We start from the raw sequence: 26788 nt of genomic DNA, 5'->3' as shown, positions 1-26788 counted from the left end.
GACGTTGACGCTTCAAGTCCCATGCCTTTATGGTTCGGTTGAAACGTCAACTTGATCAGCTGGATCGGACTTCCATGAACGTCGTGCTGTGGATCATCGCCGGCCTGCTCGCGCTCGCCTTCCTGAGCGCGGGTCTGATGAAGGCCACCCAGCCGAGGGAGAAGCTCGCGGCGTCCGGCCTGGCCTGGACCGAGGACTTCTCCGCGGGTGCGGTCAAGGGCATCGGCACGCTGCAGATCCTCGCGGCGCTCGGCCTGATCCTGCCGGCCGTCACCGGCATCGCGCCGGTGCTCGTGCCGCTGGCCGCGCTCGGCCTGGTGCTGGTCATGATCGGCGCGGTGGTCGTGCACGTGCGCCGCAAGGAGCACCAGGTGATCGTCGTCAACGTGGTGCTGCTCGTGCTGGCCGCGCTGGTGGCCTGGGGCCGCTTCGGCCCCTACGCCTTCTGACGGCCGCCGCTCCGCCAGCCGGCGCTCACCGGCTCCAGCCGGACGACGACCGCCTTGGACGTGGGCGTGTTGCTGAAGTCGGCGACGCTGTCCAGCGGGACCAGCACGTTCGTCTCGGGGTAGTACGCGGCGGCGGAGCCGGGCGGGGTGGGGTAGGAGACGACGGTGAAGGCGGGGGCGCGGCGCTCCACCGCGTCGTGCCAGACGCTGACCAGATCGACCACGCTGCCGTCGGCGATGCCGAGCTCCGCCAGGTCGGACGGGTTGACCAGGACGACCCGGCGGGCGTTGTGGATGCCCCGGTAACGGTCGTTCCCGGAGTACGGGATCGTGTTCCACTGGTCGTGGGAGCGCAGGGTCTGCAGGATGAGATGCCCTGCGGGGGCGTTCAGCATGGTGAAGGCGTTGCGGCTGAAGACGGCTTTGCCGCTGGGGGTGGCGAAGCTCCGCCGGTTGACCGGGTTGGGCAGCCGGAAGCCGCCGGGGTGCCGCACCCGGGCGTTGAAGTCCTCGAAACCGGGCACGACGCGGGCGATGCGGTCGCGGATCGTGTCGTAGTCGGCCTCGAACGCCTCCCACGGGAGGTCCGGCCCAGCGCGCAGGGTCAGGCGGGCCAGCCGGCCGATGATGGCGACCTCGCTCAGCAGCGCGCCGGAGGCGGGCGCGAGGCGGCCACGGGAGGAGTGCACCTGGCTCATCGAGTCCTCGACCGTGACGAACTGCTCCCCGCCGGCCTGCACGTCGCGGTCGCTGCGGCCCAGCGTCGGCAGGATCAGGGCGGTCTCGCCGCAGACGGTGTGGGAGCGGTTGAGCTTGGTCGAGATGTGCGCGGTCAACCGGCAGGTACGCATGGCGCGCTCGGTGACGTCGCTGTCGGGGGTGGCGCGGATGAAGTTGCCGCCGACGCCCAGGAACACCTTGGCCCGGCCGCCCGCCATCGCCTGGATGGCGCCCACGGTGTCCAGACCGTGCTCGGCGGGCGGGGTGAAGCCGAACTCCCGCTCCAGGGCGTCCAGGAACGACTGAGGGGCGCGCTCCCAGATGCCCATGGTGCGGTCGCCCTGCACGTTGCTGTGGCCGCGCACCGGGCAGACGCCGGCGCCGGGCCTGCCGATGTTGCCGCGCAGCAGCAGGAAGTTGACGATCTCGCGGATGGTGGGCACGCCGTGCTTGTGCTGGGTCAGCCCCATCGCCCAGCAGACGATGATCTTCTCGCTCTTCAGGACCCGGGCGTGCACGCGCTCGATCTGCACGCGCTCCAGCCCGGTGGCGGCCAGCACGTCAGGCCAGCTCAGCTCGCGGGCCTGCGCGGCGAAGTCGTCGAAGCCGGTGCTGAAGGTCTCGATGAACGCCCGGTCCAGGACGGTGCCGGGGCGCTCGTCCTCGGCCTGGAGCAGCAGCAGGTTGAGCGCCTGGAACAGGGCGAGGTCGCCGCCGGGGCGGATCTGCAGGAACTCGTCGGCGATCCGCGTGCCGTGCCCGACGAGCCCCCGGGCCTTCTGCGGGTTCTTGAACCGCATCAGCCCGGCCTCGGGCAGCGGGTTCACCGCGATGACCTGCCCGCCGGCCCGCTTGGTCTGCTCCAGGGCCGAGAGCATGCGCGGATGGTTGGTGCCCGGGTTCTGGCCGACGACGAAGACGAGGTCGGCGTCGTGGATGTCGTCCAGGCTCACGCTGCCCTTGCCGATGCCCAGGGTCTCGCCGAGCGCGACGCCGCTGGACTCGTGGCACATGTTGGAGCAGTCCGGCAGGTTGTTGGTGCCGTACGCGCGGGCGAAGAGCTGGAGCAGGAAGGCGGCCTCGTTGCCGAGCCGGCCCGAGGTGTAGAACAGCGCCTCGTCCGGATCGTCCAGGCCGCGCAGCTCGCCGGCGAGCAGGCCGAGCGCCTCGTCCCAGCCGATCGGCTCGTAGTGGTCCGAGCCAGGGCGCTTGACCATGGGCTCGGTGAGCCGGCCCTGCTGGTTGAGCCACTGGTCGGAGCGGCCGGCCAGCTCCGAGACCGGGTGGCGCAGGAAGAAGTCGGCGGTGACCCGCTGCGTGGTCGCCTCGTCGGCGACGTGCTTGGCGCCGTTCTCGCAGTATTCGTTCACGTGCCGCCGCCCCGGCTCCGGCCAGGCGCAACCAGGGCAGTCCAGGCCCGTGGTCTGGTTGACGTTGAGGAGGGTCAGCGCGGTCCGCCGGATCGACGTCTGGCCCAGGGAGTATCCCAGCGCGTGGGTCACCCCCGGCAGACCGGCCGCCCAGGTCTTGGGCGGGGTCACGGAAAGGTGTTCGCCATCCTCTGGCCTGCTCATCGGTCGCCGAGCCTTTCTCCCTGCCGCCTGCCAACGGTGTACGGTAGCTCACCGCCGTAACCGGTCATGACAGCAGGCCCGGCCCTCACACCAGCGCGAGCGGCCTGACCGGCGCTCCCGTCGCGCCGACCAGCGGCAGCGGGGCCACGATGAGCAGGACCTCGCGGTGGCCCGAGTCGAGCAGCTCGGACAGGCGCATCGTCTCGACGATGTTGATCCCCGACTCGACGAGCAGGATCCGGTGCACGGGCAGCGTGGCGTGACCGCGTCCCGGCGCGATGTGCTCGAAGGCGATGCTCTCGGCTCCCACCAGGCGCGGGCGCCGCTCGGCCAGCCAGCGCCCGGCCGCCGCGCCCGGGCCCGGGGCGCCGTGGGACTGGCCGGTGAACAGGCCGGGGTCGGCCCAGTGGCGTGACCAGCCGGTGCCGATCAGGAGGGCCTCGCCGGCGCGGACGTCCAGGCCCCGCGCCGCCTCGTCCAGGTCGTCCGGGGTGATCTCGTAGCCGGGGGGCAGTGTCGCGACGCCGTGGACGGCGGCGACGTCGAGCACGACGGCGCGGCCGACGTACGGGTCGAAGGCGTCGATGCCCAGGGCGGTGAAGCCCTGATGGCCCTGCACGGCCGCCGCGTCCTGCCCGCCGTGCAGCAGGCCGTCCTGCGAGACGTGGGCGAGCGCGTCGACATGGGTGCCGACGTGGCCGCCGGTGACGATGACCTCATTGGCCGCCGAGCCGCCGTCGGCGCGGACCACGTCTCCGTGGCGCCGCTCCAGCAGCATGCGGAACGGCGCGTGGTTCGGCGACTGCGGCATGCCGGTGCGCAGGGGCTGGGCCAGGTCGAACACGCGGGCTTCGGCCAGTGCCGCCCAGGGAGCGTCCACCAGATCGCATCCTTCAAGGTGTTCCAATATGAGGAAAGCTGTTCCAAACTGTACGGGACGAGCGGATCGACAGGAAGGCCCGCCGAAGTGAGCTGCCGCCAGCGTTCCCGGCCTCGCGCCACCGGCCGCCGATGAGCACGGTCAGGCGTCGCGGCAGGGCCGAGGGCACGAGCCAGACCGTCGCCACCGTCGAGCGCGCGGCCGACGTGCTCGTGCTGTTCGCCGACTCCGGCGCGGACACCCTCGGCGTCACCGAGATCGCCGAGCGCCTGGAGCTGTCCAAGGCGGCGGTGCACCGGATCCTGGCCTCGTTGCGGTTGCGCGGCCTGATCGACCTCGACGAGCGGACCAAGCGCTACTCGCTGGGCCTGACCGCCATGCGGCTCGGGCTCGCCTACCTCGACCGGCTTGACCTGCGCCGTCTCGCGGCGCCGGAGCTGGTCGCACTGTCCACGGCCCTGTCCGAGACGGCGACGTTGTCGATCCGCACCGGCTTCTCGCGGGTCTACGTCGACCAGGTGACGCCCAGCCGCGAGGTGATCATGTCGGTGACCCTCGGGGTGCCGTACCCGCTGCACGCGGGCGCCTCCTCGAAGGCGTTCCTGGCGTTCCTGGCCGACGAGGAGATCGACGCCTATCTCCGGGCCGAGCCGCTGGCGCGGCTGACCGAGCACACGCTCGTCGGCGAGGACGTCGTGCGCCGCGACCTCGCCGCCATCCGCCGCCGCGGTTATGCCCGGTCCCAGGCGGAGCGTCAGGCGGGCTCCGCCTCCGTCGCCGCGCCCGTCCTCGACCACCACGGCCGCCCGGCCGGGGTGATCAGCGTCTGCGGGCCGCTGGAGCGCTTCCGCGGCGAGGAACGGCGGTGCGCCGAAGCGTTGCTCGAAACCACCCACAGGCTCTCGGCCCGGATGGGCCACCTCACCCGGGAAAGGGGGTGACGGCCGGACCCCCCGCCGGCCGCACCATGACGCGATATGACCTGCTCGTCAAGGACGGCACCCTGGTCGTTCCCTACCATGGCGAGGTCCGCGCCGACCTGGCCGTCCGGGACGGCCGGATCGTCGCCATCGGCGAGGATCTCGGCGACGCCGAGGAGACGATCGACGCGGCCGGCAAGGTGGTGTTACCGGGAGCGGTGGACGCCCACTTCCATATCGGGATTTATCGTGAGTTAGGGGTGGACGCCTTCGAGGAGACCCGCTCCTCGCTGGTCGGCGGCGCCACCACCGTGCTCTCCTATTTCCGGACAGGGCAGCACTACCTCGACAAGACCGGCCCCTACGCGACGATCTTCCCCGAGGTGCTGGACGCGGTCGCCGGCCGCGCCTGGACCGACTACGGGTTTCACCTGGCCCCGATGACGACCGGCCAGATCGACGAGATCCCCACGCTGGTCGCCGAGCACGGCGTCACCTCGTTCAAGTACTACATGTTCTACAAGGGCTTCGACCTGGCCGCCAACAGCCGCGACGCCCAGGCGTTCACCATGGGCGACGAATACGACCTGGGGCACCTCTTCCTCATCATGGAGAAGCTGGCCGAGACGCAGCGCGACCACCCCGGCCGCCGGCTCTCGCTCAGCCTGCACTGTGAGCAGTCGGAGCTGATGCGGGTCTTCATCGACCGCGTCCAGAACAGCGGCGCCCCCCAGAACCTGCGCGCCTACAGCGCGGCCAGGCCGCCGCTGACCGAGCAGGTCGCCATCGCCGAGGCGGCCACGCTCGCCGCGCACACCGGCGTCAACGTCAACCTGCTCCACCTGTCCAGCGCCGAGGCGCTGGAGGCGGCCGCCCGCACGCCCGCCAGGCGCGAGACCACCCTGCACCACCTCTGCCTCGACCACGACGACCTGGACGCGCGCGGCGGCCTGGGCGGCAAGGTCAACCCGCCGATCCGCACCCGCGAGCACAACGAGGCCCTGTGGGCGGGGGTGGCCGACGGGCGCGTCGACTGGGTGGCCTCCGACCACGCCTGCTGCATGGAGGAGCACAAGGGCGACGCCCTGTGGCCCGCGCGGCCCGGGTTCGGTGGCACGGCGCTGCTCTATCCCGTGTTGTTCTCCGAAGGCCACCTGCGGCGCGGCCTGCCGCTGACCAGGATCGCCGAGGTGGCCTCGGCCAACCCCGCGCGCGCGTACAACCTGTGGGGCCGCAAGGGCAGCCTGGCCGTCGGCTTCGACGCCGACCTGACCGTCCTCGACCCGGCGCTGACCAGGACCGTCACCACGGACCTGCTGCTGTCGGGGCAGGACCACTGCCCGTTCGATGGCGTCGAGGTGACGGGCTGGCCGGTGACGACCGTCGTCGGCGGCCGGGCCGCCTTCCACGAAGGAAAGATCACTGGAGAGCCGTCGGGCTCCTACCTGCCTCGCTGAGGAGCGGACATGACCGATCTGCCCCTCGACGACCTGCGTGTCGTCGAACTCGGCCAGTTGCTGGCCGGCCCGTTCTGCGGGCAGTTGCTCGGCGACTTCGGCGCCGAGGTGATCAAGGTGGAGGACCCCGGGCGGGGCGATCCGATGCGTCAGTGGGGCCGGGAGAAGCCGTACGGGCAGTCGCTCTGGTGGCCCGTCGTGGCGCGCAACAAGAAGTCGGTCACCTGCGACCTGCGCACGCCGGAGGGGCAGGAGCTGGTCAAGCGGCTCGTGGCCGGCGCCGACGTGCTGCTGGAGAACTTCCGGCCGGGCACGCTGGAGCGCTGGGGCATGTCGCCCGCGGAGCTGCACGCGGTCAACCCCCGGCTGGTGATCACGCGCGTCACCGGCTTCGGGCAGACCGGGCCTTACGCGCCGCGCGCCGGATACGGCTCGATCGGCGAGGCGATGGGCGGCCTGCGCCATGTCACCGGCGACCCCGACCGGCCGCCGTCGCGTACGGGGATCTCGCTCGGCGACTCGCTCGCGGCCACGCACGCCTGCGTCGGCACCCTGATCGCGCTGCACCAGCGGGACCGCTCCGGCCGGGGCCAGGTCGTGGACTCGGCGATCTACGAGGCCGTGCTGGCGATGATGGAGTCGCTCGTTCCCGAATGGCAGCACGCCTCCTACCAGCGCGAACGCACCGGCCCCGTGCTGCCGAACGTCTCGCCGAGCAACGTCTACCCCACCGAGGACGGCGACTCGGTGCTGCTCGCGGCCAACCAGGACAGCGTCTTCACCCGGCTCGCCCGGGTGATGGGCCGGCCCGAGCTGGCCGCCGACGCCCGCTTCGCCACGCACGGCGCCCGCGGCGAGCACATGGCCGAGCTCGACGACCTCATCGCCGCCTGGACGGCCGGCTTCCCCGCCGACGAGCTGCTGCGGACGCTGCACGAGGGCGGGGTGCCCGCCGGGCGCATCTACACGGCCAAGGACATGTTCGCCGACCCGCACTTCGCCGCCAGGGAGGCCATCGTGCGGGTGCCGCATCCCGAGTTCGGCGAGCTGGCCATGCAGAACGTCGTCCCGAAGTTGTCGGACACCCCCGGCGCGGTGCGCGCCCCCGGCCCCGCGCTCGGCGCGCACAACGCCGAGATCTACGGCGGGCTGCTCGGCCTGACCGCCGGGGAGCTCGCCGCCCTGAGCGAGAAGGGGATCATCTAGGTGGATCCCTTCGACGGCACCCTGCCGTTCGGCGAGCGTCCCGCGCTGGTCCTCATCGACCTGATGCGGGCGTACTTCGAGCCGGGCGCCGAGCTCTACGTCGGCTCGCGCGACTGCCTGCTGTCGGCCGCGCGGGTCCTGTCGGCGGCGCGCGCGGCGGGCGTCCCCGTGATCCACACGCGGGTGGCGCATGGCCCGGGCGGAGTCGACGGCGGGCTGTTCTACCGCAAGGTGCCGCCGCTGCGCCGGCTGAGCGGCCCGCTGGGCGACCTCATGCCGGAGGTGGCGCCCGCGCCGGACGAGGTCGTGCTCGTCAAGCAGTACGCCAGCGCGTTCTTCGCCACCACGCTCGCCTCCACGCTCACGGCCCTGCACGTGGACACACTGGTCATCGTGGGGGTCTCCACCAGCGGATGCGTGCGGGCGAGCGCGGTCGACGCCGTTCAGCACGGGTTCGTCCCCATCGTGGTGCGGCAGGCGGTCGGCGACCGATCGCCGGGGCCGCACGACGCCGGCCTCTTCGACATCCAGGCCAAGTACGGCGAGGTGTGGGAGGAGCAGGCGGTGCTCGAACGGCTGCAACGGCCGCAACGGCCGCGCGGAAAGGAATGACCTGATGACGGGCCGCTACTACGAGGACTTCACCGTCGGCGACGTCTACCAGCACCCGCTCGGCCGCACGATCAGCGAGGCCGACAACACCTGGTTCACGTTGCTGACCATGAACACCAACCAGAACCACTTCAACGCCCACTTCGCCGCCGGCTCGCCGGCCGGGAAGATCATCGTGAACTCCGGGCTGACCGTGGCGATCGTGCTCGGCCTGTCGGTGAGCGACGTCAGCCAGAACGCCGTCATGAACCTCGGCTGGGAGGAGATCAAACTCACCCATCCGGTGTTCGTCGGCGACACCGTCTACGCCGAGTCGATCGTCACCAGCCTGCGCGAATCGGGCTCGCGTCCCTACGCGGGCATCGTGAGCTGCCGCACCCGCGGCCTGAACCAGGACGGCGACGAGATCATGTCCTGGCGGCGCACGGTCATGGTCTACAAGCGGGACGCGCCGCACGACAAGGGCCACTTCCCGCAGGCCGCGAACGGGCCGCTGCGGCCATGAGGATCACCTACGGCCCCTGGGGCGAGACCCTGCGGGAGCTGACCGACGCCGCCCGCGCCGCTCGGGAGGCGGGCGCCGAGGTGATCTGGCTGCCCGAGCTGCACCGCAGCGCCGTCGTCAGCGCCGCCGCCGTGGCCGGCGCGGTGCCGGGGGCGGGCGTCGGCACCTCGGTGGCGCTGGCGTTCACCCGCAGCCCGATGGTGACCGCGCTGGAGGCGCTCGACCTGGACGAGCTGACCGGCGGGCGGTTCATCCTGGGCCTGGGCACCGGCACCCGCAAACTCAACGCGAACTGGCACAACACGCCCTGGGAGCGGCCGGTGGCCCGGCTGCGCGAGACGGTCGAGGTGATCAGGGCGGTCGTGGCGGGGGAGGCGCTGGAGTACGCCGGGTCGGTGCAGCGGCTGGACGCGCGGGGGTTCCGGCGGCCGTACGCGCCGGTTCGCGGGCACATCCCCATCTACCTGGCCGCCGTCGGGCCGCAGCTCACCCGGCTGGCCGGGCGCGTCGCGGACGGGTGGCTCTCCCACGAGTTGTGCTCGCCCGCCTACCTGCGCGAGCACGTGCTGCCGAACCTGTCGGCCGGGCTGGCGAGCCGCGCGCCGGTGGATGGTCCGGCGGCTCGCGGTTCGGAGCCGGGTGAGCCGGTGGGTGGGCCGGTGGGGGGTGGGCGGGAGGCGTTCGACGTGGTCGTGTCCGCCTGCTGCTCGATCGACCCCGACCCGGCGCTGGCCCGGCGCCGGGCGGCGGGGGTGCTCGGCTTCTACGCCTCCGTCGCCACGTACGCGGACTTCTTCGCCTTCCACGGCCTGGCCGGTGAGCACGCCGCCGTGGTCGCGGCCTTCCGCGCGGGGGAGCGGCCCGTCGTACCCGATCGCATGATCGACCCGCTGGTCCTGGCCGGGACGCCGGACCAGGTGGCCGAGCGGCTGGCCGGCTATGCGGGACTGGCGGGCACCGTCAAGCTCAGCCCGGCCGTGTACGGCAACACGCCGGCGGAGATCCGCCAGAACCAGGCCCGCATCATCGAGCTGATCGGAAGGTTATGAGACCGCTGGAGGACGTCAGAGTCGTCAGCCTGGAACAGTACGGCGCGGGGCCGTTCGGCAGTGTGCACCTGGCCGATCTCGGGGCCGAGGTCATCAAGATCGAAGACCCCCGGGTCGGCGGTGACGTTGGCCGATATGTCCCGCCTTATGCGGATGAAGAGGACTCGCTGTTCTTCGAGACCTTCAACCGCAACAAGAAGTCCATCTCCCTGGACCTGTCCGTCCCGGCGGGCCGGGAGGTCTTCGACGACCTCGTCCGGCACGGCGACGCCGTCTACTCCAACCTGCGCGGCGACGTCCCCGCCAAGATGCGGCTGCGCTACGACGACCTCAAGCATCTCAACCCGCGCATCGTCTGCTGCTCGCTGTCCGGCTTCGGCATGACCGGCCCGCGCGCCGCCGAGCCCGGCTACGACTACATCCTGCAGGGGCTGGCCGGTTGGATGGACCTCACGGGGGAGCCGTCCGGGCCGCCCGCCAAGTCGGGGTTGTCGCTGGTGGACTACTCCGGCGGGCTCGTCGCCGCGATCGCCCTGCTGGCCGGGGTGCACGCCGCCCGCCGCGACGGCACCGGCATGGACTGCGACCTGTCCCTGTACGACACGGCCATCGGCATGCTCACCTATGTCGGGACCTGGGCGCTCAACACCTCCTTCGTCCCGGCGCGCACGGCGAACTCGGCCCATCCTTCGCTGGTGCCGTTCCAGAACGTCGAGGCCGCGGACGGGTGGCTGGTGGTGGGGTGCGCCAAGGAGAAGTTCTGGCGGCGGCTGGCGGTGCTCCTCGACCAGGCCGCCCCGGACGCGGGCTTCGCCACCGACCCCCGCTACGCCACCTTCGCCGGCCGCCGCCTGCACGCCGGTGACCTGTTGCCCCGGCTGTCGGCGGTCTTCCGTACCAGGACCGTGGCCTCATGGCTGACGGAGCTGCGTGCGGGGGGCATCCCGTGCGGGCCGATCAACGATGTGCGGCAGGCGCTCGACGAGCCGCACACCGCCGCCCGCGGGCTGGTGGTGGAGACGTCCCATCCCCGGTACGGAGCGGTCCGGCAGCTCGCCTCGCCGGTGCGGGTGGGGCCGGAGGCGGTCGAGCATCGGCGGGCGCCGGGGCGGGGGGAGCACGGTGCGGAGATCGTACGGGAGTTGCTCGGGTATCCGGCTGAGCGCGTCGCCGCCCTGACCGCCGCCGGCGCCTTCGGCGCACCCGCATGACGTCCCCCGGCGGCACCGCCGGGCCCGTTTCGGCGGCAGGCTCACCGACGGCAGCGGCGCAGTTTGCCGAATGGGCGCTCGGCCTCACCCTGGACGCTGTTCCCGAGCCCGCCAGGGCGGCAGTGATCCGGCACCTCATCGACGGCTTCGGCTGCGCGGTCGCCGCGCCGCGCGGGTCGCCCGCCGTCAGAGTGGCACTGGAGCTGGGCGGGCCACCGCAGGCCACGGTCATCTGCGCCCGGCCCGCAGACGCCCAGGCCGCAGACGATCGGCCCGCAGACGATCGGCGCCGCATCGGCGCGCCCGCCGCGGCGCTGGCCAACGGGGCGCTCGTGCACGCGCTCGACTTCGACGACACCCACGCGGGCGGGCTGGTGCACGCCACCGCCCCCGTGTTGCCGGTGGCGTTCGCGGTGGGGGAGGAGACCGGGGCGTCCGGCGCCGAGGTCCTGGTGGCGGCGCTGATCGGCTACGAGGTGATCTGCCGTCTCGGAGCCGCGGCGCCGCACGGCTTCCACGCGCGCGGGCTGCACGCGACGTCGGTGTGCGGAGTCCTCGCCGCCGCCCTGGTCGCCGCCCGGCTGTACGGTCTGCGGCCGGCTCAGGCCGTACACGCGCTCGGCATCGCGGGCAGCCAGGCGGGCGGGCTGCTGGAGTTCCTGAGCACCGGGGCCGACACCAAGCAGTTGCACCCCGGGCTGGCCGCCCACGCGGGCATCCTCGCCGCGCGCCTGGCCCGAGCGGGCGCCACGGGGCCCGGCACGGTGCTGGAGGGCAGGCACGGGTTGTACGGTGTGCTGCTCGGCAGGCCAGGGCTGCGGCCGGACGGAGAGCTGGGCGAACTCTGGGAGGTGACCCGGATCACCGTCAAGCCCTATCCGGCCTGCCAGCTCCTGCACGCCGCCCTCGACGCCGCCCGCACCCTCGCCCCCGCTCTCGCCCCGGCTCCCGACATCGCCAGGACGCCGCCGGACGGGCGGGGGGTGATCGAGGAGGTGGTGGCCGAGGTGCATGCCGATGCGGCCTCGATCGTCTGCGGGCCGGGCAAGGCGCGGCCGCGGACGCCGTACGAGGCGAAGTTCAGTCTGCCGTGGAGCGTCGCGGCGATGTTGCTCGACGGCGAGGTGACCGTGCGGACCTACGAGCGGGTGGACCGGCCGGAGGTGATCGCGCTGGCCGAGCGGGTCAGGCATGAGGTGATCGCGTTCCCCGGCGTCGCCGCCGACCAGCCGGGGCGGCTTCGGGTGCGGTTCGCCGACGGGACGTGGGTGGTCGCCGAGGTGCCGCGGAGCTCGGGCGGGCCGGGCGATCCGGGCATCGATGAGCTGGTCCGGAGCAAGGCTCTGGCCAACGGGCTGCCCAGGACGGTGCTGGAGCAGGTGGAGCGGCTCGCCGAGCTGGACGAGGTGTCGGCGTTGATGTCCGCGCTCGTCGTACACGAGGAGGGACGGTTGCCGGAGCTCGCCGTACACGAGGAGGGACGGTTGTCCGGGCGCACCGTACATGGGGAGGGGAACGGATGATCGTGTCGTTCGCGCACGGCACCGCACGGCTGCCCGCGCTGGCCGCGCCCACGGCGGCGCGGGCCTACGCACGGGCCGGGTCGGCTCTGGCGAAGGCCGGGCTGAGCGCCGAGGATGTCGTCCAGATCGTCGAGTACGTCACGCCGGACGCCATCGGGCCGGCGGGGAGCGCGGCGCGGGATGCGGCCGGGTTCGGCGGGGTGACCGTGTCCAGGGTGCCGGTCGAGCGGCTGATCGATCCGGCGGACCGGGTCGCGGTGGAGGTGACGGCGTACCCCGGCGGCGGGGAACGGGTGTCCGATCACGGCGGTGGCGGGGACCCGAGGGTCGTCACCGTGGCCGATGAGATCGTCTATCTGCCGGGCGTCCTGCCCGCCGACCTGACCGCGGGCTTCCGCGACCAGTACCGTTCCTGCCTCGAAGTAGCCGCTGACCTGCTCAGCGCCGTCGGCCTGGGGCTGGACGCACTCGTACAGACGACCGACTACACGGCCACGGCCACGCGCGGCGAGTACCCGAGGTGCGGACGCCCCCGCAAGGAGCTGCTCGGCGGCATGAACGGGGTGTATCCGGGCGCGGCGGGCATCCTGGTCGACCATCCGGTGGCGGAAGGCGCGATGGTGTGGCTCGACGCGGTCGCCTCGCGGCACCCGCTGCGGGCGGTCAACCCGGGGTGGGCGCGGTACGACACGCTCACCTATCAGCCGGGCGTGGCGGCGGGGAACACGCTGTTCATGTCGGGATTCGGGGCCCTGGATCCCGTCACCCAGCAGGCCGTCCACGAGGGCGATCTGCTGGAACAGGCCGAGTTCACGTACGCCGCCATCGCGGCGGTGTTGCGCGAGGCCGGGCTGGCGGGGGACGCGGTGGTGCGGCTGGTCGAATACCTCACCCCCGCAGGCTTGCCGAAATATCAAGACATAAGCGACGCACGGGATCGGCACTTCCCCGGCGGGTACGCGCTCACCTCCGTGGTCTGCTCCGCCCTCCTGCGCCCGGAGTTCCTCATCGAGGTCGTGCCCACGGCGGTGTTCCCATGACGATCGACGAGATCAAGGCCATGATCGGCCAGGAGGCGTCCTACACCGCGCCGGAGGAGCTCGGCCGGGCCGCCATCCGCTACTTCGCGCAGGCGGTGGGCGACCACAACCCGCTCTACACCGACGACGCCTACGCCCGCGAACACGGCCACGCCGGCATCATCGCCCCACCCACCCTGATCTGCGAGACCAACCAGTACACCGGCCTGCCCAGGGACGCGGACGGCTTCGCCGGCCACGGCTGGCACCTGGAGCTCCCCGGCACGCGGCTGGTGCGCGGCGGCAACGCCTACGAGCTCCACCAGCCGGTACGCCCGGACGACGTCCTCACCGTGACCTGGCGGATCGAGAACGTCGAGGAGAAGGCGGGCAAGCTCTTCGTGACCTCCCGCGCCACGTACACCAACCAGCACGGCGACCTGCTGGCGGTCAACGAGGAGACGCTCATATGGATCCCGGCACAGTGATCCCGCCCCTGGAGCGGCGCATCGAGCTGCCCGACATGATCGCGTACGCCGGAGCGACCTGGGACTGGCACCGGCTGCACTACGCCCCCGAGGGCCTGGACCGGCCGGTGGTCGACGGCCAGGTCTTCGGCGCGCTGCTGGCCGAGCAGCTCCAGGACTGGCTGGGGCCCGGCGCGCGCGTCGTCAGGTTGCACTTCCGGTTCAGGAGCATGGTGTTCGCCGGCGAGACCGTGCGCTGCACCGGCCGGGTGGCGAGCGAGGCGGACGGCCTGCTCACCGTCGAGCAGCAGGTCGAGGTGGTCGAGGACGGCCGGATCGCCGTCGCCCAGGCCGGCGCCACGGTGGTGCTCCGGTGATGGCGGTCGTTGTGGGCACTCCGGTCAGGGCGGCCGTAGCGCGGGCTTCGGTGGTGTTCCGGTGACGGTGGCCGTCGTGGGGGTGGCCGAATCCGATCTCGGGGTCACCGGCAAGTCCATCCTCCACCTCCAGACGCAGGCGATCACCCGGGCGCTCGCCGACGCCGGTCTCTCGCTCCGTGACGTCGACGGCCTGGCCACGGCCGGGGTCTCGCGCTTCTCGACCCCCCAGGTCGCCGAGTATCTGGGCATCCAGCCGGCCTGGACGGACTCCACCTTCGCCGGCGGCTCGGCGTTCGAGATGTACGTGGCGCGCGCCGTCCAAGCCATCGAGGCCGGTCAGTGCACGACCGTCCTCATCTCCTACGGCTCCGACCAGCGCAGCGCCAGGTCACGCTCGCTGGCCGGCGCGCTGGAGACGCACACGCCGCAGGCGCAGTTCGAGACGCCGTACGGCCCGCTGTTCCCGCTCTCGTACTACGCCATGGCCGCCCAGCGGTACCTGCACGACCGGGGGGCGTCCCGGGCGGACCTGGCCGAGGTCGCCGTGGCCGCCCGCGAGCAGGCCCTGCTGAACCCGAAGGCCTTCCGCCACCGCGCCGGCCCCCTCACCGTCGAGGACGTCCTCGGCCAGCCGATGATCTCCAGCCCGCTCACCGCCGCCGACTGCTGCCTGATCACCGACGGCGGCGGCGCCATCGTGCTGACCAGCCTGGAACGCGCCCGCGACCTGCGCGCCGACCCCGTCGTCGTGCTCGGCTACGGCGAGTCCACCACGCACCACGGCATGGCCGGCGCCGCCGACCTGCTGCGGACCGGCTCCATCGACTCGGGCCGGCGCGCCTTCGCGCGGGCGGGGCTGGGGCCGCAGGACGTCGACGTCGCCCAGCTCTACGACTCCTTCACCATCACGGTCCTGCTCACCCTGGAAGGTCTCGGATTCTGCGGGCCGGGGGAGGCGGGCGACTTCGTACGCCGGCGCGCGCTGCCCTTCAACACCACCGGCGGCGGGCTCTCCTACTGCCACCCCGGCATGCTGGGCCTGCTGCTGCTGGTGGAGGCGGTCCGCCAGCTCCGTGGCGAGTGCGGGCCGCGCCAGGTGCCCGGCGCCGAGGTCGCGCTCGCGCACGGCGTCGGCGGCATCTTTTCCACCCACGCCACCGTGCTCCTGGGAGCCGACCGATGACCGACCCCGCCCCGAATGATCCCGCCTCGAACCTACGGCTGACCGATCCCGCCCCGAACCTGCCGCTGAGCGACGAGATCACCGCGCCTTGGTGGGCGGCCACCCGCGAAGGACGGCTGCTGCTGCAGTCCTGTACGACCTGCGGCCACACGCAGCACTACCCCCGCGCGCTCTGCACCGCTTGCGGCGGCACCGACCTGACCTGGCGCGAGTCAGCCGGACGTGGCGTCGTCGACTCCTTCACCATCGTGCACCGATCACCGTCTCCCGAGCACGAGACGCCGTACGTGGTGGCCAGGGTCCGGCTCGCCGAGGGCCCGATCCTGCTGACCAACCTGATCGGCACCACCGACTGGCACTGCGACCAGCCCGTACGGCTGGCCTGGCGAGCCCTCCCCGACGGCCGCCACCTACCCGTCTTCGCGTCCCTCGACGAGCCGCGCTAGACGCCACGATCGCGCAGCTCAGCCGACACCGAAGCGTCGGCCTTGACGAACACGTTTCACTCGTCGCGAGTAAGTTTCGTAGCTGGACCGGGAGGGTCTCTGACGTCGCAAACCCCCACACCAACGTCAGCGCTTGCCACGCGCTCGCGGCCATTGTCGCTAATGGTGCGATCGCCACCCGAGGCGCGGGGAAGTTCCGCTGCGATCGGCTTCTCTGCCTCCTGTGGTCGCGGCGGTCCGAACGGACGGGCCGTCGCAGCCCGCCACGTGGATGATCGCGTCGTCACCACGAAATCCTCTCCGCCGTAGAGGGACTCGTATCGGATCTCTATATCGAAGCGCTGCTCAACGAGATCCCGGAACGCGTCATGTTCGGACATGCTGTAGGCATCCACACTGAGCAGCCAATTCGTATATCCGATGGGAAGACCTGCGCCGTCCGCCACGGTGGTGGCATGAACATGAGGTGCCATGTCCCCACGTACTCGGCGGGAAGTCTCCTTGGTCCAGGTCCCCGCGATTTGGTCGTCCAACCAGATCCGGGTGCCGGTGACGATGGCCGGGCCAAGCCCGGAGTTGACGAGCATGAGGCCCGCCGCGCGCCCGGGGGAGAAGGTGACCGTCAACTGGAGAAGCGGACGAATCATATGCCTGTTATGGAGACGGGTGGCTCTGAGTTGATGAACCGAAACCGCCAAAGACGCGATGGCGATGACGGTGGCACTGATCGCGATCACTGTTTCCGCGCCCATGCGGCCTCCGTCGCGTCACCTGTCTCCACTTCGAACTTAAGGCGACCCGGAAGGCCAGAGCAACTGCTCTGACAACTTCCGCATGGCAAGCTGATCATCGGCAGTGAGCCCCCGGTAGGGGTGGTGTTGATCTGAGGGAATCCGCTTCCCTCAGATCAACGCTCACTCAGGCCGAGGCAAGGCTGAACCGCTGGTTCTCGGAGTCGATCGCGAGGATCCGTACCGAGACGCGAGTGCCGACGGGCCAGGACTGCAGATGCGCGAGACCTGTGCAGCCGTCGGACTCGACGAACGAACCGAACGGCATTTCTTTGGTCACCACGCCTTCGACGACGTCACCGACTTGGTGACGGGCGAGGAAAGACTGCCAGCTCATATGGTCACCTCCTTCCGTTTACGAGTGGCTGCATGCACTTCTCGCAACGGAGGCGGGCTTCTCGCCCGCGCGGTGATCAAGCAGCGGCCGGGCGCCCGTTCTGTGTGCGGCACATGGCCGACCCGGCAGTCATAGAACAATGCTAGCGAACGCAATGGCGAATTCGAAGCCCAGTTCCGTGCCGACCCGCACGCTCAACCCGCGATCACGCCGGCAGATATGCTGCTGGAGCTCACTCAGCGTTAAGGTGACGCCATGATCAACGAGCCACCAGGACGGGGCTACCACGCTGCTGTCGTGATCGCCACGCTCGTCATTGCTTGGTGGGTGAGCGTTCCCTTCAGCTATTCAGAATCCAGCGTGGTCGTGATCTTCGCTCTCGTGCCGCTGATGTTGTACTGGGCCATCCGCCTCATGGTGGCGTTGATACAAGACGCCAGAACGGTACGACGCCACTTTCTCGGCTGGCTCCTCTTGCCCGTGATCGTCTTCGGGTTATGGGCTGCAGTCGATGCCGACCTGCCGTTCAAAACGCGCTTCGCGCTCTCCCAGTCCAGCATGGAGCGCTTCGCCCAGAACGTCCTTCGCGGCGGCGCGCAAGACCTCCCCACCTGCGCGTGGACAGGACTCTTTCCGGTGTGCGGCCGCATCGCAGGAGAGGGAAAGGAGCCCACCGGAGTAGAACTGCGGATCAGCGATTGGCCGATCGAGGGCTCGCGGTGCTTTGTGTGGGCCACCCACGGTCAACCGCGCGGCGATGACTACGAGTACGGGCTCAGGCATCTGACCGGTCCCTGGTGGGGCTGCCGAGGGTGGGACGGCTGGTAGGACTGCGGACGAGGGCGAGCATCTCTTCCACTGAGCCGGCCGGATCACTGATCGGGAACTGCACCGCGCGGATGATCGCGTCGGGGTCGGCCAGCAAGGTGAGGCGCTTGAAGCGGTCGACGCCGGCCACCCGGAACGTCGGCAGCAGCAGCCCGGCCGCGAGCTTGTTGTCCTGGTCGGAGAGAAGAGGATAGGGCAGCCTCGCGTGCGCGACGAAGGCGTCCAGCTGGTCGGGACGCTGGGTGCTGACGCCTCGGATCGCGGCACCGGACGCCTCGAAGTCGGCATGCCGTGACGCGTAGGTGAGGGACTCCAACGTGCAACCCGAGGTGCCGGGGATGTCGGCCCAGCCAGGCGGATAGTTCTGGGCGCCGGGGGCGAAGGCGCCAGGGAAGAAGTAGAGCACGGTCCAGACGCCCGGTACACCGGGTGCGACCCGTTCACCGTCGTGTCGTTCCAGAACGACATCCGGCACTTTCCGATTGATCAGCTCATGCACGCGGCGGATCTCGGCTGACCCGTCGGCGCTGGTCGCGGTCAGTGCCCCATCGCCCATCACATGCCTGGTGCCCCAATCCTGCAGTGCGATGAGCGCCGGCAGCAGGCCCTCGCCCTTCGCGGTCAGCAGGTAGTCGTAGCGCGGCGGGCGATCGGAGTAGGGCCGCTTCTCCAGCACCCCATGCTCCACGAGGCTGGCCAGGCGCTCGGCCAGAGCCCGGCGGCTGACACCGAGCTCACGCTGCAGGCCGTCGAAGCGCGTGGTGCCGCCGGTGATGTCGCGCACCACCAGGAACGTCCACCAGTCGCCGATCACTCCGAGTGCTTGCGCGATGCCGCAGTCGGCGTCGGAGAGATCAGCTCGCTTCACACCCATCAGTATAGTACGTTCCATTTTGGAACCCACTCAGGGAGCGGCGGAATGGTAGTCGACGGTGCGCGTGGCGCGAGCGTCTTCTGGCGCTGGTGGACGGCAGGCACGACCAGCGGGGTCGGTTCGGCGGTAGGCGCGGTGGCGCTGCCGCTGACGGCATTGACGGTGCTCGACGCCTCCGCGTTGGAGATGGGCGTGATCGCCGCCGCCAGTTACGTCGCCTGGATCGTGATCGGCTTACCCGCCGGGGTGATGGTGCAGCGACTGCCCATGCGAAGGGTGCAGATCGCCGCTGACCTCGCCCGCGCGGCGGCGATCATCTCCATCCCGCCGGCCTGGTGGCTGGACGGTCTGACGATCGCCCACCTGGTGATCGTGGCCCTCGTGATCAGCTTCGCGAACGTCATCTTCGACGTCGCCAACTCGACCTTCCTGCCGTCGATCGTGAGCAAGGAGCAGTTGCTGTCCCGCAACAGCCTGACCTCCGGCACCCAGGCCACCACTGCGCTCGGCGGGCCATCCGTCGGCGGTCTCATCGTCCAGGTGCTCGGGGCGGTGCCCACCTTGCTCGTCGACGCGGTCAGCTACCTCGTCTCAGCCCTGCTGCTGCGTACCCTGCCAGAACGCCGCGCCCAGGCCCCCGACGCCTGGCCTCCGGTGCGCGCGATGATCCGCGAAGGCTGGCGTTTCGTCGCGCGTCACCCGGTGATGGGCCCGTGCATGTGGACCGCCACCGCGGCGAACACCGTCTGCGGGGCGCAACACGCGCTCTACGCGCTCTACCTCGTGCGCGAGTTGCACGCCGCACCCGGCCTCGTCGGCCTGCTGCTGGCGGCGGACGGGGTCGGCATGCTGATCGGCGCGACCTTGACGAACCGGATCACGGCCAGGCTCGGCACCGCCCGCGCCCTGATCGTCGCCGGATTCGTCTCGGTCGCCGGGGCGTTCGTCGTTCCTCTCGGCACTGGCTGGCAGGGCTTCGTCGCGTTCGCCGTCGGCAACGTCGTCTTCTCCATCGGCGTGGTGGTGATCAGCGTGGTGACCCGTACGTACCGGCAGATCGCCTCCCCGCCCGAGTTGTTGTCCCGGGTGATGGCGACGGTCCGTTTCGTGTCCTGGGGCGCGATCCCGATCGGCGGGTTGATCGCCGGAGCCATCGCCGGGCTCCTCGGCGGCCGGGTCACCCTGATGATTTTCGTCGTCGCGGCCGCCTGCATGCCGCTGGTCCTGCTGGCCTCACCGATCCGGCACCTGCGCGATCTCACCGATTATCAAGTGGGCGACGGATCGACCACATCGCCGGATTTCGCCGCTGACGCCGAACCGGCCTAGCAGCCAGGCAGTCCCTTAGACCGAGATCCGATCGACCCGGGCAGCGCGGTCGCCCGGGATCACAATGGGGTCAGCCACTTCGACCACGCGGCCGTTGGAGAACATTTGCCGTGTGATGGCGAACACCGGCACACCAGGGGTGATGCCGAGCAACTCCATTTCTTCCGGTGTCGGCATCCGCACGGCCGTCTCTTCGATGATGTCGCCGTTGACCTCGATCCCGAGCGAGCGGAGCTGGCCGATGTTGCCGCCTGGCCACGGCTCGTTACGCGGGTCGGCGACCGGAGTGCCTTCCACATCGCGAGCGAGCAGGCATGAGCGGCTCATCTGACTCGGAGCCCCCGAGGCGTAGAACACGAACCGCCGCTCCAGCGCGCGCGTGCCCACGGGTACGTCGAACAGACCGGCCAGCCGCTCGTCGGCCTCGATCCAGTCGAATCTCTTGTCCAGCCTGTACTGCGACCAACTGATGCCTTGGTCACGGGTGAACGAGGTCTGCGGGACCGCTTGAGGGCCTTTGTCGGCCAGGTAGCGGTCCATCGATATCCGGCGGACCGACGGACGGGTCCGGACGAAGGTGCCTGATCCGCGCTTTGACTCGACGAGCCCTTCCATGCGCAGCAGATCCACCACTCGGCGAATGATGATGTCCGAAACACCGTACTCCTCCGCCATGACGCGGTGGGACGGAAGCCGGCTGCCCGGGCCGAGCTCGCCTGAACGGATTCGCTGACGGAGGTGCTCTGCGATCCGCTCGTAAGCATGTGCCCGTTCCGCCACAGCCACCTCCTCATCTTCGTAAGCGCTTGACAGGAGCGTACACGTGCAGGCAAGTTCGTATACGAAATCAAGATTCGCGTATACGATCTCCGATGGGAGCGTCGATGCCCGTCCCGCACGATCCGATACACCATGCCCGCCGCACCTTCCGCTGGCGCGACGAGCACTGGTACCTCCTCGACGAACCCGTTCCTGCCGTGGTGTTCATCTCCGACAACGTTTCGCAGAGTGACCGGCACCCGTCCCCCGATGTCGCGGAGACCGCCTTCTGGGTCCGTGTGGTGGACGGCATCTTGGCCGAAAGAGACCGCGTGGCCTCGGCGGCATGGCCGGGCGTCGAGATCGTCGCGGTGCTCGACAAAGTCAACTGCCGTGCGCTCGTCGCCGAACGCACGCGACGGAACGGCTGTCAGGTGTGGGTCCTCAGCGACAGAGACGCGGCTCTCGCAGCCTTCCGCGAACGAGTCTGTGCATTGATCAAGAAGTGCGAGAAAGCCGCATGACCCTCGCCGATACCTCGCAAGAGACGTTTCTAGCCGAGTTGGTCGTCCCGGGAGTGGACTCCTCGGTACGGCTCGTCCGGCACTCCGTGGCGCTCGCCTTGCAGGCGGCGGGACACCAGCATCTGGACGGCGTGCGTCTCACGGTTTCCGAGCTGACGACCAATGCGATCTTGCATACCCGCTCCGGGTGGCGGGGCGGGCTGGTCGTCGTCGGTGTCTTGGAGGTCGGTAGCAGGCTCGCGCGCATCGAGGTGACCGATGAAGGATCGGTCACCATGCCGCGTCCCCGTCGGTCCGGTGTCGGTGAGTGCCGTGGACGCGGTCTGTGGCTGGTCGCGGAAACGTCTGCCAGGTGGGGCGTACGCCGGGGACCCATGGGCGCCACGGTGTGGGCTGAAGTGCTCACGACGGAGCCCGCCCCATCCGCTGCGCCGGATTCATCCGCCTGCGTCCTGGAGGCGTGATGCATGGCGAGCTGCGGACTTGGATCGTTCCAGAGCGGGTCGTGGCGTGGACGCGTGCGGTGCGGACGGTGCTAACCGACTACGGTTCGCGCCAGTACGTCGGTCACGGTGCGGGTCGTGCCCAGTTCGGCGACGGTCTCGGCCAGCTCGCGGACCTGGGTCTCCGGTAGGGCTCGGGTCGCGTTGTTGCGGAACTTGGTCTCCAGGTCCGCCGCCGACAGGGGGTGCTCCGGGCCGCCGCGTGAGGAGTCCACCCGGTGTTCCAGCGTCGAGCCGTCGTGCAGCCGTACCCGGAGGACGGCCGCGAACGCCAAGGGGAAGATCTCTGAGGCCCGCTCGTCGGGCACGCACCGCACCCGGGCCGCCAGCGCCAGCCGCGCCGGGTCCAGCGTGGCGAAGTCGTCCAGCGCCAGCCCCAGGCCGCCGCCGCCGAGCAGCGCGGCGGCGACGGTGTAGGGGCCGGAGAACTTCGCGTGGTACGGCGAGCGCGGCCGCGCCTTCTCCTCGGGCGGCTCGGCGATCGTGCGGAGCACGGGGGCGGCCACGCCGACCTCGATCGACTCGATCCGGGACGGGTCGAGTCCGTCGCGCCGCAGCGCCAGCGCGCAGTCGATGGCCGGGTGGGTGAAGTGGTTCGTCGGGTACGGCTTGTAGACCGTGCGCAGCAACTCCCACCGCTCGCCGAGCCCGGACAGCAGCGCGCCGGCGTCGTAGCGCCCGCCCAGCCAGGCCTGGAAGAAGCCGAACCGCCCCTCCAGGACCGTCGGCGGTCCGGTCAGCCCCTCCAGCGCCAGTACGGCGGCCGACACCCCCGCGTGGGCGGCCCAGCCGCAGTGGGCCCGCTTGATCGTGCCGCCCGTGCGGTTGGCCTCCAGCAGCCCGGAGCCCATCGAGGCCGCCACGCCCATCGCGTGCGCGATGCCCTCGGCCGGCAGACCGTACAGGAGCCCGGCCGCCACCGCCGCGCCCAGCGTGCCGCAGATGGAGGTCGCGTGCTGGCCCTGCTCGAAGAAGCGCGAGTTGCGCTCCTCCGGCAGGTAGGAGGCCATGCCGAGCCTGGCGCACACCTCGATGCCCGCCGCGATGGCCGCGATCAGCTCCGCGCCGCTCGCGCCCGCGCTCTGCGCCGCCGCCAGGGCCGCGGGCACGACCGGGGCGGAGGGGTGCAGAACGGACGGCAGGTGGGTGTCGTCGTAGTCGAGGGAGTGCGCGAGGGTGCCGTTGACCAGCGCGGCCGACGGCGCGGGCAGCAGGTCGCCGCTGCCGATCGCGGTGGCCTCGCCGTTTCCGGCCCAGCGGCGTACGGCCCGCAACACCGCGGGCGCGGCGTCGCCGTCCGGCTCGGCGTAGGCGGCCAGGCAGTTGCCCAGTACGTCGAGCACCCGGCCCGGCACGTCGTCGCGCACCGCGACGGGCAGGCCCGCGTCCCGGCAGTCCACCGCGAACTCCGCCAGTTCCCGCACGTGAGTGGTCACCAGAAGATCATCCCTCCTCCGTCAAGCGTGCGGGGAGCGGTCATCTCCCGTCGTCGTGCAGGCCGTCGTGGTGCCAGTGGTCACATGCCGTCGCCGTCCCAGCGGCCACGGGAGCGGCTGCGGACCGGGAGGCTGGAGACGATCGGGGCGGGGACGGGATCGCCCGGCTTCCAGGCCCGGCCTTTGCCCCAGTTGTGCGACTCCCGCTCCTGCGCGTGCTCCAGCGCCGCGGGCTCCGCGCCCCACTCCGGCGCAGGAAGGCCGTCGTGGTCGTTACCGTGGCCGTGATCGTGGCCATGGTCATGGTCGTGCTCAGGGTGGTCGCCGTGATCGTGGTGGGGGTCGGAGTGGTCGGGGTCGGGGTCGGGGTGGTGGTGGTCGTGGGGGGTTGCCGGGGAGTGGCCGCCCTGGAGGCGGGCGGCGTCCATGGCCTTGGCGATGGCGAGCAGGCTCTTGTCGGGACCATGGCCGGGCGGGAACCAGTCGGAGTCGGTCGCGCCCTGCTCCCGCGCGTAGTCGAGCGAGGCCCCCAGCATCTCCCGGTCCCGTTCACTCCGTCTGCCGGAGCCGCGGCCGAGGTCGTGCGCCGACTGTGACCAGCGCATGCGCCCCTCTCCCGGCCCCCAGTTGATGGCCTCGCCGCCCCACCGCACCCACTCGTTCTCGGTGTACCAGTTGTACAGCTCTCCGTCCGAGCGCAGCAGCCACGTCGCGCCGCCCTCCATGGAGGTGAAATGGCCGTGCTTCACCCGCGCCGGACGGAAGAAGTACGTCCCGAGGTCCAGCGTGCCGAAGTTGTACTCCATCAGCCCCTGCACCGTGTACGCCTCCTCGTAACACGGATGGTGGGCCAGCCGGTGGTCGGCCCAGCCCTCCTGGGCGTGCACGAGCCTGGTGTAGAAGCCGGTGACGGGGTCCACGTGCAGATACTTGATGAACATGCCCGGCATCGGCCCCGGGTTCGGCACGGCGTCCCAGGTCATGGCGTCGGAGTCGAGGACGATGACCTCCTCGCGGGCGCCGTCCCAGCGGGGCGCGTTCGGGCTGTCCACGGGGTCGAATCCGGCGTCGCCGTACTCGCGGTAGTGCAGGACGCGGGTGCCCTCCGCGAAGGTGACCGCGTCGGCCGGCACGCCCTTGGGCAGGTAGAGGTAGCCGCCCGCGCCGATGCGGCGGTCCCCGTACGTCATGGAGCCGTCCAGCAGGTAGAACTCGGTGGTGGCGTGATGGACGCCGGGGCCCCGGCCCCAGTCGGTGTGGAAGTCGACGCGGAGCGAGCAGGAGCCGTCCTCCTCGTCCACCGACAACCGCCGCTCGCTCGCCCGGCCCTCGCCGCCGACCAGCTCGGCCGCGTGCCAGATGTAGTCGTCCTCGTGGATCACTTCAACATGGGGGCGCATGCTCCTCCTTCAAGGCGCGCTTGAGAATCTTGCCCGCCGCGTTCCTGGGCAACGCGCCGACCACCTCGATCCGGCGTGGCACCTTGGGCCCGCTCAGCCGGGTACGGCAGTGCGCGACCAGCGCGCCGACGTCGAGGTCCGCGCCGGGCAGGGCGACCACGAAGGCGGCCACCCGTTCGCCCCAGCGCTCGTCCGGCAGGCCCACCACGGCCGCCTCCGCCACGCCGGGGAACGCCGACAGAACCTCCTCGACCTCGCGCGGCGCGATGTTCACGCCGCCCGAGATGATCATGTCTTTCTTGCGGTCGACGACGTAGATGAAGCCCTCGTCGTCGCGCTCGACGATGTCCCCGCTGGTCAGGAAGCCGTCGGGGGTGGTGCACGCGGCGGTGGCCTCGGGGTCGTCGAGGTAGCCGTTCATCAGGTACGGCGAGCGGCTGAACAACTCGCCGCGCCTGGCCGGGTTGCCTTCGTCGTCGACGATCCTGACCTCGGTCATGAACCACGGACGGCCGACGGAGCCGAGCTTGCGCCGGGCGTCGGCGGGGCGGCAGTCGGTGACGATGCCGGCCTCGGTCGAGCCGTACAACTCGTGCACGCCGACGCCGGGGAAGGCGTCCAGCACCCACTCCTTGAGGGCGCCGGGCAGGGCCGCCGCGTTGAAGTACAGGGTGTCGAGCGACGACAGGTCGTACGCCCGCAGGGCCTCGGGGCCGAGCGCGCGCAGCATGTGGGCGTGCGTGGGGACGAGGAACACCGACTGGGCCCGCTCCTTCTCGATCATCGCGAGCAGCCGCTCCGGGTCCCACGACCGCAACATCGCGACGGCGCCGCCGGTGCAGACCGGCGCGTAGCCGAAGGCGAACCCGGCGCCGTGGTACATCGGGGCCACCGCGATCGTGCGGCGCCCGGGGCCCAGACCCCACTCCAGAGCGGAGGCGTAGAAGGTGAGCGAGCGGGAGCGGTGGCTGATCACCACGCCCTTGGGCCGGCCGGTGGTGCCCGAGGTGTAGGCGACGCAGAACGGCTCCAGCTCGCCGACCTCGATCCGGGGGTCGGCGGCGTCCGCCATGGTCAGCGCGGCCTCGTACGAGGGGCCGAACCCGGCGCCGCCCAGGCTGAGCAGCGTGTCCGGCAGGGCCACGCCCTCCACCGCCGCCGCCCAGGTCTGGTCGGCGATGAGGGCGCGGGCGCCGGAGTGGCCGAGGATGTACGCGCTCTCGGCCGGGGCCATCCGGGGGTTGAGCGGGACCATCGCCAGGCCCGCCTTGGCGATGCCCGCCGCGACCTCCGGATATTCGAGCCGGTTGCCCAGCAGCACCGCCACCCGCTCGCCGGGGCGGAGACCGGCTCCGAGCAGCACGTTCGCCAGGCGGCTTGAGCGATCGTCCAGCCCCCGGTACGTCAGCCGCCGGTCCCCGTCGACCACCGCCACCGTGGCCGGCGAGGCGGCGGCGAGCTCCCGGATCCCGCCCGCGATCGACAGCGCATACCCCGGCCTCACGAGGCATCCACCTGTGGGGGTGGGAAGTCGCCGGCGCGGCCGAGCAGGGCCGGGGCCTGTTTGCCGAGCCGTTCCGCGACGAAGGAGGCGGCCGTGACCAGCCGGTCCAGTCGCACCCCCGTGCCGATGCCCGACCGCCGCAGCGCGTACGCCAGGTCCTCTGTGGCGATGTTCCCGGTCGCCGCAGGGGCGAACGGGCAGCCGCCGATCCCGCCGCTGCTGGCGTCGAGCGCGGCGGCCCCCGCCTCGACGGCGGCCAGCGCGTTGGCGTAGCCGGTGTTGCGGGTGTTGTGGAAGTGGAAGCGCAGCGGCAGCCCCGTCCGCTCCCGTACGGCCGAGGTCAGCCGCCGCACGTCGGCCGGGACGCCGACGCCGATGGTGTCGGCCAGCGCGATCTCGTCCGCGCCCGCCTCGGCGCACTGCCGGGCCAGCTCCGCGACATGGCCGGAGGAGACCTCGCCCTCGAAGGGGCAGCCGAACGCGGCCGCGATCGTGGCGGTGACCCGCAGCCCCTGGGCGCGCCCGGCGATGGCGGCGAACGAGGCGAGCGCCCCGGCGACCGTCATGCCCTGGTTGCGCTGGGAGAACGTCTCGGTGGCGACCACGGTCACGTTCACCTCGTCCACCCCCGCGTCGAGCGCCCGGTCGAGGCCGCGCCCGTTGACGATCAGCCCGATGTAGCTGAGCCCGTCGCGCCGGGGGACCCTGGCCATCACCTGCTCGGCGTCGGCCATCTGGGGCACCAGGCGCGGGTGCACGAAGCTGACCGCCTCGATCCTGGTGAGCCCCGCCGCTGCCAGGGCCTCGATGTAGGCGACCTTGTCGTCGGTGCCGAGCAGGACGCTCTCGTTCTGCAGGCCGTCGCGCGGGCCGACTTCCACCACACCCACATCTGTGCCCAC

The 26788-nt window shown here is 71.2% G+C and carries 28 protein-coding genes; 18 read left to right on the top strand and 10 right to left on the bottom strand.

All coding sequences use genetic code 11. The annotated features are described in order from the left end of the window. Positions 1 to 74: 74 nt before the first annotated feature. Positions 75 to 449, top strand: coding sequence for a DoxX family protein (locus ACWD0F_RS37120; protein ID WP_449884626.1), 375 nt, complete (start codon positions 75 to 77; stop codon positions 447 to 449). Here ACWD0F_RS37120 and ACWD0F_RS37115 read toward each other — a convergent pair. Together ACWD0F_RS37115 and ACWD0F_RS37110 are read right to left on the bottom strand one after the other, a co-directional pair. Further along, positions 437 to 2743: an FdhF/YdeP family oxidoreductase gene (locus tag ACWD0F_RS37115; protein ID WP_449884623.1), complete on the bottom strand. Its 2307-nt coding sequence runs from the start codon at positions 2741 to 2743 to the stop codon at positions 437 to 439. The two genes, ACWD0F_RS37120 and ACWD0F_RS37115, sit on opposite strands and share 13 nt — an antisense overlap. An 85-nt stretch (positions 2744 to 2828) precedes the next feature. Continuing rightward, a complete protein-coding gene (locus ACWD0F_RS37110) occupies positions 2829 to 3623 on the bottom strand; it encodes a cyclase family protein (RefSeq protein ID WP_449884621.1) in 795 nt (264 codons plus the stop codon). A 131-nt stretch (positions 3624 to 3754) separates the two neighbouring features. Here ACWD0F_RS37110 and ACWD0F_RS37105 point away from each other — a divergent pair, with 131 nt between their 5' ends. The 13 genes from ACWD0F_RS37105 to ACWD0F_RS37045 all read left to right on the top strand — a co-directional run bounded on the left by ACWD0F_RS37105 (position 3755) and on the right by ACWD0F_RS37045 (position 15601). Further along, a complete protein-coding gene (locus ACWD0F_RS37105) occupies positions 3755 to 4564 on the top strand; it encodes an IclR family transcriptional regulator (protein WP_449884618.1) in 810 nt (269 codons plus the stop codon). Between the two features lie 26 nt (positions 4565 to 4590). Then, entirely contained in the window at positions 4591 to 6000 is a 1410-nt protein-coding gene (locus ACWD0F_RS37100; RefSeq protein WP_449884616.1) for a dihydroorotase, read from the top strand. A gap of 9 nt (positions 6001 to 6009) precedes the next feature. After that, positions 6010 to 7206, top strand: a complete 1197-nt coding sequence (locus ACWD0F_RS37095) for a CaiB/BaiF CoA transferase family protein (RefSeq protein ID WP_449884613.1) — start codon at positions 6010 to 6012, stop codon at positions 7204 to 7206. Further along, on the top strand, positions 7207 to 7818 hold the full coding sequence (locus ACWD0F_RS37090) for an isochorismatase family protein (protein ID WP_449884610.1): 612 nt from the start codon (positions 7207 to 7209) through the stop codon (positions 7816 to 7818). Positions 7819 to 7822: 4 nt separating this feature from the next. After that, the gene (locus ACWD0F_RS37085; protein WP_449884607.1) at positions 7823 to 8323 is read left to right on the top strand and encodes a MaoC family dehydratase; all 501 of its coding nucleotides are present in this window, start codon (positions 7823 to 7825) and stop codon (positions 8321 to 8323) included. Next, the gene (locus ACWD0F_RS37080; protein WP_449884604.1) at positions 8320 to 9372 is read left to right on the top strand and encodes an LLM class flavin-dependent oxidoreductase; all 1053 of its coding nucleotides are present in this window, start codon (positions 8320 to 8322) and stop codon (positions 9370 to 9372) included. The genes ACWD0F_RS37085 and ACWD0F_RS37080 overlap by 4 nt, the downstream gene beginning before the upstream one ends. Continuing rightward, positions 9369 to 10583, top strand: coding sequence for a CaiB/BaiF CoA transferase family protein (locus ACWD0F_RS37075; protein ID WP_449884602.1), 1215 nt, complete (start codon positions 9369 to 9371; stop codon positions 10581 to 10583). Before ACWD0F_RS37080 ends, ACWD0F_RS37075 begins: the two co-directional genes overlap by 4 nt. Beyond that, positions 10580 to 12106 carry an MmgE/PrpD family protein gene (locus ACWD0F_RS37070; protein ID WP_449884599.1) on the top strand — a complete coding sequence of 509 codons (1527 nt, stop codon included), beginning with the start codon at positions 10580 to 10582 and terminating at the stop codon, positions 12104 to 12106. The genes ACWD0F_RS37075 and ACWD0F_RS37070 overlap by 4 nt, the downstream gene beginning before the upstream one ends. Further along, complete coding sequence (locus ACWD0F_RS37065; protein ID WP_449884597.1) at positions 12103 to 13146, top strand: RidA family protein; 1044 nt, start codon at positions 12103 to 12105, stop codon at positions 13144 to 13146. The genes ACWD0F_RS37070 and ACWD0F_RS37065 overlap by 4 nt, the downstream gene beginning before the upstream one ends. Then, positions 13143 to 13613 (top strand): MaoC family dehydratase, encoded by a 471-nt coding sequence (locus ACWD0F_RS37060; protein ID WP_449884595.1) that lies wholly within the window; start codon positions 13143 to 13145, stop codon positions 13611 to 13613. The genes ACWD0F_RS37065 and ACWD0F_RS37060 overlap by 4 nt, the downstream gene beginning before the upstream one ends. Continuing rightward, complete coding sequence (locus ACWD0F_RS37055) at positions 13595 to 13969, top strand: MaoC/PaaZ C-terminal domain-containing protein (protein WP_449884593.1); 375 nt, start codon at positions 13595 to 13597, stop codon at positions 13967 to 13969. Before ACWD0F_RS37060 ends, ACWD0F_RS37055 begins: the two co-directional genes overlap by 19 nt. Positions 13970 to 14030: 61 nt before the next feature. Next, positions 14031 to 15155 (top strand): acetyl-CoA acetyltransferase, encoded by a 1125-nt coding sequence (locus ACWD0F_RS37050; protein ID WP_449884591.1) that lies wholly within the window; start codon positions 14031 to 14033, stop codon positions 15153 to 15155. After that, positions 15152 to 15601: a Zn-ribbon domain-containing OB-fold protein gene (locus ACWD0F_RS37045; protein ID WP_449884588.1), complete on the top strand. Its 450-nt coding sequence runs from the start codon at positions 15152 to 15154 to the stop codon at positions 15599 to 15601. Before ACWD0F_RS37050 ends, ACWD0F_RS37045 begins: the two co-directional genes overlap by 4 nt. Before the next feature lie 56 nt (positions 15602 to 15657). Here ACWD0F_RS37045 and ACWD0F_RS37040 read toward each other — a convergent pair whose 3' ends face one another. Together ACWD0F_RS37040 and ACWD0F_RS37035 are read right to left on the bottom strand one after the other, a co-directional pair. Beyond that, a complete protein-coding gene (locus tag ACWD0F_RS37040; protein ID WP_449884586.1) occupies positions 15658 to 16353 on the bottom strand; it encodes a hypothetical protein in 696 nt (231 codons plus the stop codon). A 166-nt stretch (positions 16354 to 16519) separates the two neighbouring features. Next, positions 16520 to 16729, bottom strand: a complete 210-nt coding sequence (locus ACWD0F_RS37035; protein ID WP_449884584.1) for a S1 RNA-binding domain-containing protein — start codon at positions 16727 to 16729, stop codon at positions 16520 to 16522. Between the two features lie 255 nt (positions 16730 to 16984). On the opposite strand from ACWD0F_RS37035, the gene ACWD0F_RS37030 reads away from it, so the two are divergent. After that, a complete protein-coding gene (locus tag ACWD0F_RS37030) occupies positions 16985 to 17557 on the top strand; it encodes a hypothetical protein (RefSeq protein WP_449884582.1) in 573 nt (190 codons plus the stop codon). Here ACWD0F_RS37030 and ACWD0F_RS37025 read toward each other — a convergent pair. Continuing rightward, entirely contained in the window at positions 17505 to 18425 is a 921-nt protein-coding gene (locus ACWD0F_RS37025) for a winged helix-turn-helix transcriptional regulator (RefSeq protein ID WP_449884580.1), read from the bottom strand. The genes ACWD0F_RS37030 and ACWD0F_RS37025 overlap by 53 nt on opposite strands. 51 nt (positions 18426 to 18476) lie before the next feature. Here ACWD0F_RS37025 and ACWD0F_RS37020 point away from each other — a divergent pair, with 51 nt between their 5' ends. Beyond that, positions 18477 to 19760, top strand: coding sequence for an MFS transporter (locus tag ACWD0F_RS37020; RefSeq protein WP_449884578.1), 1284 nt, complete (start codon positions 18477 to 18479; stop codon positions 19758 to 19760). A 15-nt stretch (positions 19761 to 19775) separates the two neighbouring features. On the opposite strand, the gene ACWD0F_RS37015 is transcribed toward ACWD0F_RS37020, so the two are convergent. Next, positions 19776 to 20540 (bottom strand): GntR family transcriptional regulator, encoded by a 765-nt coding sequence (locus tag ACWD0F_RS37015; protein ID WP_449884576.1) that lies wholly within the window; start codon positions 20538 to 20540, stop codon positions 19776 to 19778. A 104-nt stretch (positions 20541 to 20644) separates the two neighbouring features. On the opposite strand from ACWD0F_RS37015, the gene ACWD0F_RS37010 reads away from it, so the two are divergent. Continuing rightward, positions 20645 to 21043, top strand: coding sequence for a hypothetical protein (locus ACWD0F_RS37010; RefSeq protein WP_449884573.1), 399 nt, complete (start codon positions 20645 to 20647; stop codon positions 21041 to 21043). Then, positions 21040 to 21507: an ATP-binding protein gene (locus ACWD0F_RS37005; protein ID WP_449884572.1), complete on the top strand. Its 468-nt coding sequence runs from the start codon at positions 21040 to 21042 to the stop codon at positions 21505 to 21507. The genes ACWD0F_RS37010 and ACWD0F_RS37005 overlap by 4 nt, the downstream gene beginning before the upstream one ends. 71 nt (positions 21508 to 21578) lie before the next feature. Here ACWD0F_RS37005 and ACWD0F_RS37000 read toward each other — a convergent pair whose 3' ends face one another. The 4 genes from ACWD0F_RS37000 to ACWD0F_RS36985 all read right to left on the bottom strand — a co-directional run bounded on the left by ACWD0F_RS37000 (position 21579) and on the right by ACWD0F_RS36985 (position 26788). Next, positions 21579 to 22982, bottom strand: a complete 1404-nt coding sequence (locus ACWD0F_RS37000; RefSeq protein ID WP_449884569.1) for an MmgE/PrpD family protein — start codon at positions 22980 to 22982, stop codon at positions 21579 to 21581. 80 nt (positions 22983 to 23062) lie between these two features. After that, on the bottom strand, positions 23063 to 24382 hold the full coding sequence (locus ACWD0F_RS36995; protein WP_449884567.1) for a DUF4437 domain-containing protein: 1320 nt from the start codon (positions 24380 to 24382) through the stop codon (positions 23063 to 23065). After that, positions 24366 to 25886 (bottom strand): class I adenylate-forming enzyme family protein, encoded by a 1521-nt coding sequence (locus ACWD0F_RS36990; protein ID WP_449884564.1) that lies wholly within the window; start codon positions 25884 to 25886, stop codon positions 24366 to 24368. Before ACWD0F_RS36990 ends, ACWD0F_RS36995 begins: the two co-directional genes overlap by 17 nt. Next, positions 25883 to 26788 (bottom strand): hydroxymethylglutaryl-CoA lyase, encoded by a 906-nt coding sequence (locus ACWD0F_RS36985; RefSeq protein ID WP_449884561.1) that lies wholly within the window; start codon positions 26786 to 26788, stop codon positions 25883 to 25885. The genes ACWD0F_RS36990 and ACWD0F_RS36985 overlap by 4 nt, the downstream gene beginning before the upstream one ends.

It is taken from the genome of Nonomuraea sp. NPDC002799, from assembly GCF_053592075.1.
The sequence above is the reverse complement of the archived record's forward strand: the minus strand, read 5'-3'. Positions and strand labels throughout refer to the sequence as shown.

Coding starts and splice junctions, on each gene's coding strand:
- ACWD0F_RS37120 (WP_449884626.1), top strand. CDS start 75: ATGAACGTCGTGCTGTGGATCATCGCCGGCCTGCTCGCGCTCGCCTTC.
- ACWD0F_RS37115 (WP_449884623.1), bottom strand. CDS start 2,743: ATGAGCAGGCCAGAGGATGGCGAACACCTTTCCGTGACCCCGCCCAAG.
- ACWD0F_RS37105 (WP_449884618.1), top strand. CDS start 3,755: ATGAGCACGGTCAGGCGTCGCGGCAGGGCCGAGGGCACGAGCCAGACC.
- ACWD0F_RS37100 (WP_449884616.1), top strand. CDS start 4,591: ATGACGCGATATGACCTGCTCGTCAAGGACGGCACCCTGGTCGTTCCC.
- ACWD0F_RS37095 (WP_449884613.1), top strand. CDS start 6,010: ATGACCGATCTGCCCCTCGACGACCTGCGTGTCGTCGAACTCGGCCAG.
- ACWD0F_RS37085 (WP_449884607.1), top strand. CDS start 7,823: ATGACGGGCCGCTACTACGAGGACTTCACCGTCGGCGACGTCTACCAG.
- ACWD0F_RS37080 (WP_449884604.1), top strand. CDS start 8,320: ATGAGGATCACCTACGGCCCCTGGGGCGAGACCCTGCGGGAGCTGACC.
- ACWD0F_RS37075 (WP_449884602.1), top strand. CDS start 9,369: ATGAGACCGCTGGAGGACGTCAGAGTCGTCAGCCTGGAACAGTACGGC.
- ACWD0F_RS37070 (WP_449884599.1), top strand. CDS start 10,580: ATGACGTCCCCCGGCGGCACCGCCGGGCCCGTTTCGGCGGCAGGCTCA.
- ACWD0F_RS37065 (WP_449884597.1), top strand. CDS start 12,103: ATGATCGTGTCGTTCGCGCACGGCACCGCACGGCTGCCCGCGCTGGCC.
- ACWD0F_RS37060 (WP_449884595.1), top strand. CDS start 13,143: ATGACGATCGACGAGATCAAGGCCATGATCGGCCAGGAGGCGTCCTAC.
- ACWD0F_RS37055 (WP_449884593.1), top strand. CDS start 13,595: ATGGATCCCGGCACAGTGATCCCGCCCCTGGAGCGGCGCATCGAGCTG.
- ACWD0F_RS37045 (WP_449884588.1), top strand. CDS start 15,152: ATGACCGACCCCGCCCCGAATGATCCCGCCTCGAACCTACGGCTGACC.
- ACWD0F_RS37040 (WP_449884586.1), bottom strand. CDS start 16,353: ATGGGCGCGGAAACAGTGATCGCGATCAGTGCCACCGTCATCGCCATC.
- ACWD0F_RS37035 (WP_449884584.1), bottom strand. CDS start 16,729: ATGAGCTGGCAGTCTTTCCTCGCCCGTCACCAAGTCGGTGACGTCGTC.
- ACWD0F_RS37030 (WP_449884582.1), top strand. CDS start 16,985: ATGATCAACGAGCCACCAGGACGGGGCTACCACGCTGCTGTCGTGATC.
- ACWD0F_RS37020 (WP_449884578.1), top strand. CDS start 18,477: ATGGTAGTCGACGGTGCGCGTGGCGCGAGCGTCTTCTGGCGCTGGTGG.
- ACWD0F_RS37010 (WP_449884573.1), top strand. CDS start 20,645: ATGCCCGTCCCGCACGATCCGATACACCATGCCCGCCGCACCTTCCGC.
- ACWD0F_RS37005 (WP_449884572.1), top strand. CDS start 21,040: ATGACCCTCGCCGATACCTCGCAAGAGACGTTTCTAGCCGAGTTGGTC.
- ACWD0F_RS36995 (WP_449884567.1), bottom strand. CDS start 24,382: ATGCGCCCCCATGTTGAAGTGATCCACGAGGACGACTACATCTGGCAC.